The sequence below is a fragment of the Stenotrophomonas sp. PS02300 genome, assembly GCF_029959395.1.
Lineage (GTDB): Bacteria > Pseudomonadota > Gammaproteobacteria > Xanthomonadales > Xanthomonadaceae > Stenotrophomonas > Stenotrophomonas maltophilia_AD.
In genome coordinates this window covers 43,010-55,569 of the sequence record NZ_JASCOP010000013.1, presented here as the reverse complement: position 1 = coordinate 55,569, position 12,560 = coordinate 43,010, and the positions used below count along the sequence as shown (strand labels likewise).

Annotated in this window: 15 protein-coding genes and 1 tRNA gene; 6 read left to right on the top strand and 10 right to left on the bottom strand. The window is 66.6% G+C overall.

All coding sequences use genetic code 11. The features are described 5' to 3' along the window. Positions 1 to 43: 43 nt before the first annotated feature. Positions 44 to 967, bottom strand: coding sequence for an arginase (rocF, locus tag QMX79_RS04725; RefSeq protein WP_282244891.1), 924 nt, complete (start codon positions 965 to 967; stop codon positions 44 to 46). A 308-nt stretch (positions 968 to 1,275) separates the two neighbouring features. Between rocF and QMX79_RS04720 the strand changes: the two genes are divergently transcribed. From QMX79_RS04720 to QMX79_RS04705, 4 genes are all read left to right on the top strand, one after another. Continuing rightward, complete coding sequence (locus QMX79_RS04720; RefSeq protein WP_068848579.1) at positions 1,276 to 1,728, top strand: hypothetical protein; 453 nt, start codon at positions 1,276 to 1,278, stop codon at positions 1,726 to 1,728. Positions 1,729 to 1,805: 77 nt separating this feature from the next. Then, on the top strand, positions 1,806 to 2,165 hold the full coding sequence (locus QMX79_RS04715; protein ID WP_068848577.1) for a hypothetical protein: 360 nt from the start codon (positions 1,806 to 1,808) through the stop codon (positions 2,163 to 2,165). A gap of 76 nt (positions 2,166 to 2,241) precedes the next feature. Then, positions 2,242 to 3,192, top strand: coding sequence for a hypothetical protein (locus QMX79_RS04710; RefSeq protein WP_282244889.1), 951 nt, complete (start codon positions 2,242 to 2,244; stop codon positions 3,190 to 3,192). Further along, positions 3,189 to 3,728: an ATP/GTP-binding protein gene (locus QMX79_RS04705; protein WP_068848575.1), complete on the top strand. Its 540-nt coding sequence runs from the start codon at positions 3,189 to 3,191 to the stop codon at positions 3,726 to 3,728. The genes QMX79_RS04710 and QMX79_RS04705 overlap by 4 nt, the downstream gene beginning before the upstream one ends. A 117-nt stretch (positions 3,729 to 3,845) precedes the next feature. Here the strand turns inward: QMX79_RS04705 and QMX79_RS04700 are convergent, their stop codons facing one another. The 5 genes from QMX79_RS04700 to birA form a co-directional block, all read right to left on the bottom strand. Next, a complete protein-coding gene (locus tag QMX79_RS04700) occupies positions 3,846 to 4,637 on the bottom strand; it encodes a DUF3800 domain-containing protein (RefSeq protein ID WP_282244883.1) in 792 nt (263 codons plus the stop codon). A 137-nt stretch (positions 4,638 to 4,774) separates the two neighbouring features. Further along, positions 4,775 to 4,850 (bottom strand) — tRNA-Thr (locus tag QMX79_RS04695). A gap of 39 nt (positions 4,851 to 4,889) precedes the next feature. Next, positions 4,890 to 5,690 carry an SPOR domain-containing protein gene (locus QMX79_RS04690; protein ID WP_282244881.1) on the bottom strand — a complete coding sequence of 267 codons (801 nt, stop codon included), beginning with the start codon at positions 5,688 to 5,690 and terminating at the stop codon, positions 4,890 to 4,892. Between the two features lie 9 nt (positions 5,691 to 5,699). Beyond that, positions 5,700 to 6,437: a type III pantothenate kinase gene (locus tag QMX79_RS04685; RefSeq protein ID WP_282244879.1), complete on the bottom strand. Its 738-nt coding sequence runs from the start codon at positions 6,435 to 6,437 to the stop codon at positions 5,700 to 5,702. Continuing rightward, positions 6,434 to 7,399 (bottom strand): bifunctional biotin--[acetyl-CoA-carboxylase] ligase/biotin operon repressor BirA, encoded by a 966-nt coding sequence (birA, locus tag QMX79_RS04680; RefSeq protein WP_282244877.1) that lies wholly within the window; start codon positions 7,397 to 7,399, stop codon positions 6,434 to 6,436. The genes QMX79_RS04685 and birA overlap by 4 nt, the downstream gene beginning before the upstream one ends. A gap of 134 nt (positions 7,400 to 7,533) precedes the next feature. Here birA and QMX79_RS04675 point away from each other — a divergent pair, with 134 nt between their 5' ends. Both QMX79_RS04675 and QMX79_RS04670 read left to right on the top strand, forming a co-directional pair. Further along, complete coding sequence (locus tag QMX79_RS04675) at positions 7,534 to 7,806, top strand: hypothetical protein (RefSeq protein WP_210133056.1); 273 nt, start codon at positions 7,534 to 7,536, stop codon at positions 7,804 to 7,806. Next, a complete protein-coding gene (locus QMX79_RS04670) occupies positions 7,773 to 8,555 on the top strand; it encodes a M90 family metallopeptidase (RefSeq protein ID WP_282244873.1) in 783 nt (260 codons plus the stop codon). The genes QMX79_RS04675 and QMX79_RS04670 overlap by 34 nt, the downstream gene beginning before the upstream one ends. A 127-nt stretch (positions 8,556 to 8,682) precedes the next feature. On the opposite strand, the gene QMX79_RS04665 is transcribed toward QMX79_RS04670, so the two are convergent. The 4 genes from QMX79_RS04665 to dusA form a co-directional block, all read right to left on the bottom strand. Next, positions 8,683 to 10,107: a sensor histidine kinase gene (locus QMX79_RS04665; RefSeq protein WP_068854505.1), complete on the bottom strand. Its 1,425-nt coding sequence runs from the start codon at positions 10,105 to 10,107 to the stop codon at positions 8,683 to 8,685. A 23-nt stretch (positions 10,108 to 10,130) separates the two neighbouring features. Beyond that, complete coding sequence (locus QMX79_RS04660; protein ID WP_004136763.1) at positions 10,131 to 10,814, bottom strand: response regulator transcription factor; 684 nt, start codon at positions 10,812 to 10,814, stop codon at positions 10,131 to 10,133. 72 nt (positions 10,815 to 10,886) lie between these two features. Next, positions 10,887 to 11,258 (bottom strand): hypothetical protein, encoded by a 372-nt coding sequence (locus QMX79_RS04655; RefSeq protein WP_282244869.1) that lies wholly within the window; start codon positions 11,256 to 11,258, stop codon positions 10,887 to 10,889. Between the two features lie 213 nt (positions 11,259 to 11,471). Next, the gene (gene dusA / locus QMX79_RS04650) at positions 11,472 to 12,467 is read right to left on the bottom strand and encodes a tRNA dihydrouridine(20/20a) synthase DusA (protein ID WP_282244867.1); all 996 of its coding nucleotides are present in this window, start codon (positions 12,465 to 12,467) and stop codon (positions 11,472 to 11,474) included. Positions 12,468 to 12,560: the final 93 nt, after the last annotated feature.

Here is a 12,560-nt window from a genome sequence, read left to right as displayed (position 1 = left end):
GCGCGTGGCCGTTCAGCCACGCGCCGGGAAACCCTGCTGGCGCTCAGTCGCGCATCAGCGTGGACTTGCCGAACAGGCTTTCCACCAGGTCCACGGCCAGCACCGCGGTGGCGTTGCGGTTGTCCAGCAGCGGGTTGAGTTCGACGATGTCCAGCGAGCCCATGCGGCCGGTGTCGGCGATCATCTCCATCACCAGCTGCGCCTCGCGGTAGTTCACCCCGCCCGGCACGGTGGTGCCCACGCCCGGGGCGATGCTGGGGTCGAGGAAGTCCACGTCGAAGCTCACGTGCAGGTGGGTGTTTTCGTCGATACCTTCCAGCGCCGCTTCCACCGCGCGCTTCATGCCGGCCTCGTCGATGTAGCGCATGTCGTACACATCGACCTTGTGCTGCTTGATCAGGCGCTTCTCTTCCTGGTCCACCGAACGGATGCCGATCTGGCGCACCTGCTGCGGGCAGATCGCCGGGGAATCACCGCCCAGCTTCGTCAACGCGTCCGGGCCCAGCCCGCACAGGCAGGCCACCGGCATGCCGTGCACGTTGCCCGACGGGGTGACCTCGCTGGTGTTGAAGTCCGAATGCGCATCCAGCCACAGCACGCGCAGGTCACGGCCCTGTTCGCGGCACCAGCGCGCCACGGCGGTGATCGAGCCGATGCCCAGGCAGTGGTCGCCACCCAGCATGATCGGCAGGCGCCCATCCCGCAGTTCGGCATAGGTGGCGTCCATCAGCACGCGGTTCCATTCCACCACTTCATCCAGGTGGCGGTAGCCCTGCTCCGGCGGCGTCCACGGGTTGCGCGGGCCATCCAGGTTGCCGCAGTCGCGCACGTCCACGCCGCGCGCGGCCAAGGCCTCGCCCAGGCCGGCGATGCGCAGCGCCTCCGGCCCCAGTCCGGCACCCCGGGCACCGGCCCCGATATCCGTGGGCACGCCGATCAGGGACACCGCAGGTTGACGATTACTCATGCTGACTCCACACACGGAAAATCCCACCAGTCTAGTGATCCGGCCGGCAAACCACTCGCGGCGACGCAACAGCGGCCGCCGAAAGGCTGACCGCTGGCGGCGCTCACTGACCCGCCACGTCGCATCCGGACCCAGCGCGAAAGCCTTATGTGTCAATGCGTTGACACACACGAAAGGAACACTGCGGTTCATCTTACGTTGGCCGTGAAGGCAAAAATTACGTGCTACATTTCACACTTCTTCGCAGTACTGATTGACTAACCCGCGCAGGGTTGGTCCGAGTTTTGTCGTGTTTCAGGGGGCAGTACGTGCAGCGCAGCAGCATCCACCAGATCGTCCGCAATGCCAGTGGCGAGAGCCAGCCGGCCCGGCAGTTGTATGACACCGCCGCCATTGAACAGGCCTTCCAGCATGCGCGCGAACGCGAGCGCGGGCTGAGCCTGCTGATGCTGTCCACCGCCGACGGCCGCGCCGTGGCCGAAGATTCCACGCTGGGCGTGGATGGCCGCCGCCTGGCCGCCATGGCCAATTCGTTCCTGACCCTTGGCGAGACCGTCTCGCGCGAGCTGGCGCTGAGCGAAGCGGACTACGCCACCATCTGCACCAAGCTCGGCAACGTGGTGCTGATCCGCATCCAGGCCGACAAGCCGCTGACCCTCACCGCCGTGGCCGGCCACGAGGTCAACATGGCCGTGCTGCTGTTCCACGCGCGCGAATGCGCCTCCCGCCTCGATTCCGTGCTGCGCCCGCGCGCGGCCTGAGCACCCTTCGGTTTTGTCGTGCCCTTCCGGCAGGCCTTGGCCTGCCTCTCCCACTGCCTGAAGTAAAAAGGATTTACGTGCCCAATCTCAATCTGGAAAAGCTCAATTCGCTCGCCGGTTTCGTCGGCGCCGCCCTGGTCGACGGTGACAGCGGCATGGCCCTGGCCATGGTCGGCGGCGGCAACATCAACCTGGAACTGGCGGCCGCGGGCAACACCGAAGTCGTGCGCGCCAAGCGCCGCGTGGCCGAGCAGCTGGGCCTGTCGGACACCCTGGAAGACCTGCTGATCACCCTGACCACGCAGTACCACCTGATCCGCCCGCTGGAAAGCAATCCGCTGCTGTTCCTGTACGTGGTGATGGACCGCAGCAAGGCCAACCTGGCCATGTCGCGCCATGAACTGAAGGCCTTCGAGAAGACCCTGGACTTCAGCTGATCGCAGGCACTGCCGCCGCGCCGCTGCCCTGACCGGGCGCGGCGCGGTGGTCGCTTCGGTTGCGCGGTACACCCCCATGAATACCCCCACCCGTTCTTTCCGCATTGCCGCCATCGGGCTGGATGTGCTGCATCAGACGCGCCTGAAACTGGCCAGTTCCATGCTGCTCGCCGAGCGCATGGAGGTGGTGCTGCAGCCGTGGCCCGGCGATGCCTGCGACCTGCTGGTCATCGGCCTGGATCATGCCGATGCCGCGCGCGCGCTCAGCGAAGCGCATGCGGCCAACGTGCCGACGCTGTCGATCGCACGCCGCTATGCCGATCCTGCCCCGGGGCGCCTGCCGCACGGCGCCACGGTGCGCGACATCAACGAACAGCTGTCCAGCCTGCTGCAGGCCGCGCCCAGCGTGGACCGGCCCGCCGACGGTGTGCCGCTGCTGCTGCAGCTGGCTTCGTCCACCGGATCAAACCTGCACCTGCTGCAGCGGGGCGCGATCACCGTGCTGGTGGATACCGCCACGCGCAGCATCGCGCTGCCGCCCACGACGACGCTGTCCGAGCTGGTGTCGCAATTGGATGATGTGGCCTGGTCGGGCAGCGTCATCGATGCGCCGACGTTCCAGCACCAGTACGCATACCGGTTGCCGCAGCGCTACTCGTTTGAAGCGCTGTATTTCTGCATCGCCCGGCATCGCCCCCTGCTGTTGCCGGCACCTGCCGAGCATGCGCCGATGAAGTTGCGCCATTGGCCTGACCTCAACCCGGACGATGTGCCCAGCACCTGGCTGCTGGCCATTGCCTGCCTGCACGCCCGCCCGTGGCAGCCCAATGCGTTGGCGGCGGCTTGCCAGATGCCGCGCAACACGGTGCAATCCCTCTTCTGTGCTGCTGTAGCCAGTGGCCTCGCACTGACCCAGGAGCCTGCCGTGCCCCAAACCTCCCGCCGCCGCGACGCCGGTGATTCGCGCTTCTTCTCGTGGGTGGCGCGACGTTTCGGCCTGAACCTGTTCCAGGGGAGCACGTCATGAGCCTGCCCGCCAACAAGCTGGTGTTCGTGGGCAGCATGGGCGCCGGCAAGACCACGGCGGTGCGTGCGATCTCGGATGTGGAGCCGGTGAGCACCGAAATGCCGATGAGCGAAGACGCGATGGGCGACAAGGTGGAGACCACTGTCGCCCTCGATTACAGCTCGATCGAACTGGACGATGGCGAACTGCTGCACGTATACGGCGTGCCAGGCCAGCGCTACCTCGATTTCATGTGGCCGATGGTGTGCGAAGGCGCGCTGGGTGTGATCGTGCTGGTCAGCGCCGGTCACCCGGAGCCGGTCGCATCCACGGTGGAACTGCTGCAGGAGTTTTCGCGCATCGCGCCGGAAGCGAGCCTGGCGGTGGGCGTGACGCGCACCGATGAGTACCCGGCGCTGTTGATTCCGGAATTCCGTAATGCGCTGTTCGACGCAGGCCATCGCCTGCCGGTAATGCGCGTGGACGCGCGTTCGGCCACGCAGGTGACGTTCCTGGTGAAGTCGCTGCTGTCGTATCGGTACGCAGAGACGAATTGACCCAAGCTCCTGCCTATCGATATCGCTTAAGTCATTGATTTTTATGCTGCACCAGTTTGCGAGAACTGTGTTACTTTGGGATCAGATCTGACCGGCGGCTCGTCCACCCAGTAGGATCTACCCGGGCACCGAAAGGTGCCCTTTTTCTCTCGACAGCCGGACAATCCCTTCAGGGTCCTGCGTACTGGCCGCTCTGCAGAGCATCGGCGACAATCGGTCGAAGTAGTGGCTACCCCCTTTTCTTCGCATGTACCCATTCGGCGCGAGCCGCTGGTAAAGCAGAAACGCACAGAGATCCGCAGACTGGATCAGCAACGAGTGCCGGGAATCGCGATAGACCGGATCTTCCAGGATGCGCCTCAGCTGTAATGACCGGTACCCCCCAAGCTGACTCGGCACTGGGTTGTGGTGGCGCATCTTACGGAGCAACTGCGTGAGCTTCTTCTGTGGGTCACCATCGGCAAAGATCATGCCTCTTTCTTCCTGGCCGGCGGTCCCGCGAAAGTTCCGGAAGGCGATCGTGTTTTCGAATCGCTGGATCAAGGCCTGCCAACCCTTTTCGAATGGGTCGTAACCGGCGCCTTTCCCCTGTTTATCTACGACCACGTTGATCAGGTTGGCGTCCGGCAATCGCGCCAACTCATCTGCAAAGTGACGAAGTATGGCGAGGCGATCATGTTTAGCGATGCGCGATAGCTCCTCTGAGCCGCGTACGAACTGGGCAGCGTGGATTTCTTCCCTCAGCTTCAGTTCGAAGTGATCCCTGATACGAAGCCGGAAAGCGACCAGTGCGTCCAGCGACAGGCGCCAGTCCCGCTCGTGAACCACCAACCCGGAAAGAACGAAGTATCGGCTGGGTGAGTTCACCATGCCAGGATCCCCGCTCTCATCCACATACATGAAGTACATGCTGCTCCCTTGGTTCGCCCTCGGCGAACTGAAAGATGAGCAGAAGAGTCTCGGTGACGGTGCCGCAACGCGCCAATCGAAGTTTGGCGGACAGATGACCCGTTTCCACAGAGAGCATCTATGGCGCGGGAGAAAAATGGTGCCGACACCCGGATTCGAACTGGGGACCTACCGCTTACAAGGCGGTTGCTCTACCAACTGAGCTATGCCGGCAAAGGCACGGCGACGGCATTGCCGGCGCGGACGGCGATTCTAGCGCAAGCCCGCGCATTCCAGCGAGCGTTGCTGGGCCGCGCCACTGCGCTGGCGGGCTGCGCTGGGGCTGGCCTTGTCGGCCAGGGCCGCATCCACCCACCATTGCGCGCTGCCTTCGCTGCCGCCGACCAGGCGGGCGCTGAAGCCGGCCGCACTCAGGGCCGCCAGGCGGCGCTCGGCGCCTTCGCGGTTGCGGTACTGGCCGAGGGCAATGGCGTTGGCATCTTCGCCCTGGGCCATGATGTAGTAATCGCTGATGCCCGCCGCGGCAATGCGTTTGACCGTGGCCTGGGCCTCTTCGCGGCTGGCGGCGGCCGGCATCATCACGCGGTAGGTGCTGCTGGCGCCGGGTTTGGGGACCTCACGCAGGCGCGAACGCTGAACGAGTTCGCCGGCTTTGCCCTGGGCGGCCATGGCGGTGTCGCGATCGGCGAAGGGGCCTAGGCTGATGCATTGGAGCGGGCCGGGGGGCGTGGGCGCCGGTGGGGTTTCGGGCATCCGGGCAGGGCCCGGCTCTACGGCGGCGGTTGCGGCCGGGGTCGGGGTTGGTGCGGCGGGCTTGGGCGGTGCCGGAGTGGCGTCGGCCAAGGCCGTGGTCGCGGCAGCGGGGGGCGCGCTTGCTGCGGCCGGCGCGGTTGCGGCCGCCGCCGGTGCACTGGGGCTGTCGAGCAGCTGCAGCTGGGCTACGCCGGTGGGCGTGGCGGGCGGAGCCGGCGCGGGTTCGCCGCGCAGCATCCACCACAGCGCAACGCCCACGTTGAGGATGGCCAGTACGACGATCAGGGCACGGGTAAGCATGCGCCGATCCTACCGCGACGCCGGTGGCTGGTGCACCGCCCAGCGCGCGAGACCATCGAGTACCAATGCCGGTTGGAACTGCGCATCGGCCAGCAACGGCATCAGCGCCGGTGCGCCGCCGCCATGCACCAGCAACGCGGGCACCCTGCCCAGCACGGCGGCGGCCTGCACGCGGCTGCGTTCGATCAACGCGACAGCTGCGCCATCGCAACCGGACGCGAGTGCGTCGGCGGTGTCGTTGGCGAACTCGCTGTAATCGCCGCCCTGCGCGGGCAGCTGCACTGCGCGGGCATGCAGGGCTTCGCGCATGGTGGTTGGCGATGCAGCAATACGGCCACCGTGATGCTGGCCATCGGCATCAAGCAGGTCGATGGTGAGCGCGGTGCCGACGCCGGCCACGACCACGGCTTCCTGCCGTTCGGCGGCGGCGATCAGCGCAAGATAGCGGTCCACTCCGAACTTCGACGGATCGGCGTAGGCGATGCGCACGCCGGCGCAGCTGGCTTCGGTTTTCGCCACGCGAACGTGGCGGAAGCGCGCGCGCAGTACCTCGAGCATGCTGGCGGTGAGCGCGGCGGCGGCCACGCTGGCCACGTAGGCGGTGTCGCCGCTGGGCAGCTGCGCCAGTGCATCGGCCGGCATCGCTTCGGCGCCATGCGGCCACGCCTGCACGTCACCCGCGCGGATGCCCTGCAGCGGGGCGAACTTGAACCGCGAATTCCCCAGGTCGAACAACCAATCGCTCATTGCGCCCTCACGCTGACTTCCCCGGCATGGAACACCCGTTCGCTGCCGTCGATACGCACGCGCAGCGCGCCATCGTCGGCCAGCCCCAGCGCCTGCCCTTCATGCATCACGCCGCCATCGTCCACCCGCACCGTGCGCCCGGCCAGGCTGTCCAGCGCGGCATAGCGTGGCAGGAACGGGGCCAGGCCGTCGCGCTCGAACGCCTCCAGGGCCGGCAGCAGGGCCTGCAGCAGCCAGGCCACCACCGCGTTGCGTTCGATGTCGTGGCCCAGCAGCGTGGCCAGGTCGGTCCACGGCTGGGTGATTTCGGCGGCGAATGCGGCCGGCATGCGCACGTTGATGCCCAGCCCGATCACCGCGCGCGCCGGGCCGGCGAACTCGCCGCCGCCTTCGACCAGCAGGCCGCCGAGCTTCTGCCCGTCCACCACGATGTCGTTGGGCCACTTCAGGCCTACGTTGGCAACGCCCTGCGCGCGCAGTGCCTCGGCCACCGCCACGCCCGCAACCAGGCTCAGCCCGCCCAGCCGCGACAGCCCGCCTGCGAAGCCGCGCAGCACCGACAGGTACACGTGCGCGGCCAGCGGCGAGGCCCAGGCCCGGCCGCGACGGCCACGGCCGCCGGTCTGGCGCTCGGCCAGCAGCACCCGCGCGCCGCGCTCCGGCGCGCTGCACCGCAACAATTCCGTATTGGTCGAACCCACGGTCCAGGCCACCTCGAGGGCGTCCAGCAGGGGCTTCAGCGCAGGGGGCAGCTGGGTCGCAATGGCCTGGGCGTCGAGCAGGTCCAGGTGCTGCTGCAGCTGGTAGCCATCGCCGGCGCGGCCATCGATCTCGATACCTGCCGCTCTAAGCCCTTGAATTCGCTTCCAAATTGCGGCACGGGTCTGGCCCAGCTCGCGGGCCAGCGCGTCGCCGGACAGTCGCCCGGCGCCCAGTTTGGCCAGCAGTTGGCGGTCGTCCACGGCAGCTTCCATCGGTTGATCGGCAAAATTATGCGGGAAAGCGTCGGGCAGCGCCCGCCCGGGGGCTTCCAATTGAGACGGTGAATCGGGCTAGAATCGAAGATTGACCCCCTTCGCCCTTCCGGATGTTGACGATGCGCCCGTTCGCCCATTGCCTGCTCCTGCTGTTGGCCCCGATGGCCGCGCACGCTTCCGATGCGCTGACCAGCTCGGGACGGGGTGGCTGCGTGTATTCGGCAGCTGAAGAGCGCGCGGCCCCGGCGGCCACGCCGACCAGCACCGCGCCGACCACGGTCAAGCCGAGCGCGACCGCGCCGGGCAGCACCGGCGGTGGCGGCGATGACGATGTGCTGCCGCGCCTGCGTGCGCCGAAATGGCACAGCTTCCTGCCGGGCATGTTCCGCTGATCCAGTCGTTGTTGCGCTGGCTGCGCTCGTCACCGCGCCCGATTCCTGATTCCGCCTGGCAACGCACCTGCCAGCGCACCGCGTGGCTGCGCGGCTTGCCGCCCGAGCGTGTGCAGCGCCTGCGTGTACTGGCTGCGGCGTTCCTGCACGACAAGACCATCACCCCCATTGGCGGGCTGCAGCTGGGCGACGATGACGCGGTGCTGATCGCCGCCCTGTGTTGCCTGCCGCTGCTGGAACTGGGTGAGGTGGGATTGCGCGGCTGGTCGCAGGTGCTGGTGTACCCCGAAGGCTTCATCGTGCCGCAGAGCGAGATGGACGAAGACGGGGTGCTGCACGAGTGGGAAGAGGAAGCGATCGGCCAGGTCTCGCACAACGGTCCGCTGCTGCTGTCCTGGCATGACGTGCAGGCCGAGCTGGAGCATCCGCACGAAGGCGCGTGCGTGGTGGTGCATGAGATGGCGCACCGCATCGATGTGCTCGATGGCGTGCTCGATGGCACCCCGCCGCTGCCGCGTGCGTGGCAGCAGCAGTGGGCCGCCGATTTCCAGCAGGCCTTCGATGCGCTGTGCGCGCAGGTGGATGCCGGGGTGGAGACGGTGATTGACCCGTATGCGGCCGAAGCGCCGGATGAGTTTTTTGCGGTAGCGACCGAGTATCACTTCTCGGCGCCGGATCTGCTGGAAGCAGAGATGCCGGTGGTGGCCGCGCATTTGAGACGGTTTTACGGGGCGCCGCCTGCGTTTTGACGGCGTACCGACCAACGGTCGGTACCTACCGGGAAACAACCATTCGGGCACATACCGACCAACGGTCGGTACGTACCGGTAAACAACCATTCGGTAGGTACCGACCGTTGGTCGGTACGCCCTGGACTTACGGCCCGGGCGGCAACTTCACTTCAAACCGCGCGCCACCCAGTTCCGGCGAACGCTTCACCTGCAGTTCGCCGCGATAGTCCTTGATCAGGTCCTGCACGATCGACAGGCCGATGCCGTGGCCCTGCACGCGTTCGTCGCCGCGCACGCCACGTTGCAGCACCTTGGCGATGTCGTCCGGGGCAATGCCCGGGCCGTCATCGTCCACCGACAGCACCAGCCCGGCGCGACGCATGCCCGGTGCGCTGAACGGCTTGGCGGTGAGCAGCACGCGGCGGTTGGCCCACTTGAACGCATTCTCCAGCAGGTTGCCCAGCAGTTCCTGCAGGTCGCCCGGCTCGCCGTGGAAGCGCGCACCGTCGTCGATATCGAACTCGCACAGCACGCCCTTCGAGGCGTACACCTTCTCCAGCCCGCGCACGATTTCCTCGGCGTTGGACTCGATCGGCAGCGGCGCCGAGAACAGCTTGTGGCCCGACGATGCGGCACGCGCCAGCTGGTAGGACACCAGGTTGTTCATGCGGCGCAGCTGCACATCGAATTCCTGGCGCAGGTCCTGGTCGGCCGCGCCACTGTCGAGCTGCGTGCGCAGTACCGCCAGGGGCGTTTTCAGGCTGTGCGCCAGGTCGGCCAGGGTGTTGCGCTGGCGCTCGAGGTTCTCGCGCTCGCTTTCAATGAAGGCATTGATGCTGTCGGTGAGCGGTTCCAGCTCGCGCGGGTGGCGTTCGCTCATGCGCTCGGTTTCGCCGCGCTGCACCTTGGTCAGCTCGGTGATCACCCGCCGCATCGGGCGCAGGCTCCACTGCAGGATGACGGTCTGCAACAGCAGCAGGATCAACCCCGCGCCGCCCATCCAGAACCACACCCGGCCACGGAACACGCGCAGCTGCGCACCGAGCGCGCGCGAGTCTTCCATCACGTAGATGGTGTACGGGAATTCGGTGGCGGGGTCGGCGTCGGCATCCCACACCAGGCCCAGGCCATAGCGGTACACCGAGCCCTGGCTGCCGTCGATCTGGATCATCGGCAGCGGGCCTTCGAACACTTCCTGTCGCGGCGCCAGCAGCTTGCCGCCCACGGTGGGCAGCATCGGGCCTTCGGCGGACATGGAGTTGCCTTTTCCGTCCGGCATGACGACCTGCAGGTACAGGCCGCTGCCTGGCACGTCGAAGCGGGGATCCGGCGGTTGTTCGCGGATGTACAGCGAGCGGTCGCGGGTGAAGTCGATGCCGGCCGCGTAGGCGGTCGCATAGTTTTTCAGGCGCTCGCGCAGGTTGGCGCGCGCCGTGTCGGCGAACGCCGCATCCAGTGCGTAGCCTGCAATCGCCAGGAAGGCGAGCAGGCTCACACTTGCAGCCAGCAGCTGGCGTGCCTGCAGGGAGCGCGGCCGCCAGCGTTTAAAGAACCACAGACGGCCTGACATCATCCCATCGCCGGACTAACGGCTCAGCCCTCGTTGCGCGGAATCGCGAAGCGGTAGCCGCGGCCACGCACGGTTTCGATCGGCTTGAGTTCGCCGTCCGGATCCAGCTTCTTGCGCAGGCGGCCGATGAACACTTCCAGCACGTTCGAGTCGCGGTCGAAATCCTGCTGATAGATGTGTTCGGTGAGGTCGGCCTTGGAGACCAGTTCACCGGCATGCATCATCAGGTATTCCAGCACCTTGTACTCGTAGCTGGTGAGGTCCACGTTGCTGCCTGCAACGCTGACGGTCTGCGCGGCAAGATCCAGCGCGACCGGACCGCATTCGAGCGTCGGCTTGCTCCAGCCCGCCGCGCGGCGCAGCAGCGCGTTGACGCGTGCCAGCAGCTCTTCGACGTGGAACGGCTTGACGAGGTAATCGTCGGCGCCCTGCTTGAGCCCTTCGACCTTGTCCTGCCAGCTCGAGCGGGCGGTAAGGATCAGCACGGGGAACTTCTTGCCCTCGTCGCGCAGCGCCTTGATCAGTTCCATGCCCGACATCTTGGGCAGGCCCAGATCGATGATGCCTACGTCGAACGGCACTTCGCGGCCCATGTACAGACCTTCCTCACCGTCCTGTGCGGCATCGACGGCAAAGCCTTCGCGCTTGAGCCGGGCTGCAAGGGTTTCCCGCAGCGGGGCTTCGTCTTCGACCAGAAGGATACGCATGAACTCTCCCTAGTGTCCTGGGTGTGGCCTGGGGCCAGTGGCTAACAGATGACTGCGGACAACTATCCCCGTTCAGGGGTTATCGCAGCGTAGTGATGACATATCCGAACGCGGCGTGCGGGGCTGTGAACGCGGCTGGGCCGGATCGTCCATGTAGCGGACGCGACCCCTGTCATCCATGTATTTCACCCGGTTGATGTCCCGGCCGTCATAGGGCACCCGCTCCGCGCCGAGGATGTGGCCACCGGTGGTCCGCTGGACCCGGCGCACGGCGTCGGACAGGGAACGCTCCTGGGGAGCACCGCGGGAGGCCCGCACCATCGCCTCGGCCCGGGCCGGATCCGGCTGGGGGGCCTGGGCGCCGGCACTGCCGATGGCAGCAACGGCACCGCTCGCCAGCAGGGCGACAACGGCAAAACGGCGGTGGCGGGTTACGGATGACATCAGGTCTGATCCTAGCGGAGCGCGTCAAAACGTTCAAAAGTTGTGAATCGGCAGCCGCCAGCCTGGGCCGGCACTTTACGAATCTTTTGCAAATTCTTGGTTTTACGCAGTGAATCCGGTCTGAACTTTTCTGACCGCCGCATCGCTTTGTTCATCTAGGTGAACATTGACGGCTACTTGTCGCCCGATGTCAAGCGCGGTCTGAGACGCGGTTCACGCTGCGACGCGTTCGGCTTGGTCGCGGGTGATGGTCAGGGCCTGCTCGATCAGGCTCCAATCGGCGCCGGGCCGGTGCGCGCCCTCGCTGAGCACCTGGCGGAAGGCGCGGCCACCGGGCTGCCCGTGGAACAGGCCCAGCAGGTGGCGGGTGATGTGCTTCAGGGCCAGCCCACGGGCCAGCTGGGCCTCGATGTAGGGGCGCATGGCGCGCAGCAGGGCCTCGCGTGGCTGCAGTGCAGCACCGGTCTGCGCAGCCTCCAGCTGATGCAGCACGTAGGGGTCGTGGTAGGCGGCGCGGCCCAGCATCACCCCGTCCAGCGCGGGTAGCTGGGCCTGCGCGGCGTCCACCGTGGCCAAGCCGCCGTTGAGCACGATCTGCAACTGCGGGCGGTCGGCCTTGAGCCGGTGCGCCCAGTCGTAGCGCAGCGGCGGCACTTCGCGGTTTTCCTTCGGCGACAGACCCTTCAGCCAGGCATTGCGGGCGTGCACGATGAACATCGCGCTGCCGGCGTTGGCGGACTGATCGACGAAGTTCACGAAGGTTTCGTAGTCGTTGTCTTCATCCACGCCCAACCGGCATTTTACCGTGACCGGGATGTCCACCGCGCCGACCATGGCCGCCACGCACTCGGCCACCAGGGTGGGCTCGCGCATCAGGCAGGCGCCGAAGCGGCCGGCCTGGACCCGGTCGGAGGGGCAGCCGCAGTTGAGGTTGACCTCGTCGTAGCCCCAGTCCTGGGCGATCTGCGCAGCCTGCGCGAGCAGGGCCGGATCGCTGCCGCCCAGCTGCAGGGCCAACGGCTGTTCGCTGCCATCGAAGCCCAGCAGGCGCTCGCGGTCGCCGTGGATCACGGCGTTGGCGTGCACCATTTCCGTGTACAGCCGCGCACCCGGGGCCAGCAGCCGGTGGAACACGCGGCAATGGCGGTCCGTCCAATCCATCATCGGCGCAACGCAGAGGCGGATACCCTTCAATTCCATAGATTTCATCGACTTATCAACCATATAAGGCACTCGCTTCTTCCCGCATTTGCCCTGTTTTTCCCGCCATTTCCCAACCGGTTGTACCATTACTGTGCCAGC

Excerpts from the sequence above, each read along its gene's own strand:
- QMX79_RS04675 (WP_210133056.1), top strand. The coding sequence starts at position 7,534 with ATGCGCCCGTTCGCCCATTGCCTGCTCCTGCTGTTGGCCCCGATGGCC.
- QMX79_RS04700 (WP_282244883.1), bottom strand. The coding sequence starts at position 4,637 with ATGTACTTCATGTATGTGGATGAGAGCGGGGATCCTGGCATGGTGAAC.
- QMX79_RS04670 (WP_282244873.1), top strand. The coding sequence starts at position 7,773 with ATGGCACAGCTTCCTGCCGGGCATGTTCCGCTGATCCAGTCGTTGTTG.
- QMX79_RS04655 (WP_282244869.1), bottom strand. The coding sequence starts at position 11,258 with ATGTCATCCGTAACCCGCCACCGCCGTTTTGCCGTTGTCGCCCTGCTG.
- QMX79_RS04705 (WP_068848575.1), top strand. The coding sequence starts at position 3,189 with ATGAGCCTGCCCGCCAACAAGCTGGTGTTCGTGGGCAGCATGGGCGCC.
- QMX79_RS04710 (WP_282244889.1), top strand. The coding sequence starts at position 2,242 with ATGAATACCCCCACCCGTTCTTTCCGCATTGCCGCCATCGGGCTGGAT.
- QMX79_RS04665 (WP_068854505.1), bottom strand. The coding sequence starts at position 10,107 with ATGTCAGGCCGTCTGTGGTTCTTTAAACGCTGGCGGCCGCGCTCCCTG.
- QMX79_RS04690 (WP_282244881.1), bottom strand. The coding sequence starts at position 5,690 with ATGCTTACCCGTGCCCTGATCGTCGTACTGGCCATCCTCAACGTGGGC.
- rocF (WP_282244891.1), bottom strand. The coding sequence starts at position 967 with ATGAGTAATCGTCAACCTGCGGTGTCCCTGATCGGCGTGCCCACGGAT.
- dusA (WP_282244867.1), bottom strand. The coding sequence starts at position 12,467 with ATGAAATCTATGGAATTGAAGGGTATCCGCCTCTGCGTTGCGCCGATG.
- QMX79_RS04685 (WP_282244879.1), bottom strand. The coding sequence starts at position 6,437 with ATGAGCGATTGGTTGTTCGACCTGGGGAATTCGCGGTTCAAGTTCGCC.
- QMX79_RS04660 (WP_004136763.1), bottom strand. The coding sequence starts at position 10,814 with ATGCGTATCCTTCTGGTCGAAGACGAAGCCCCGCTGCGGGAAACCCTT.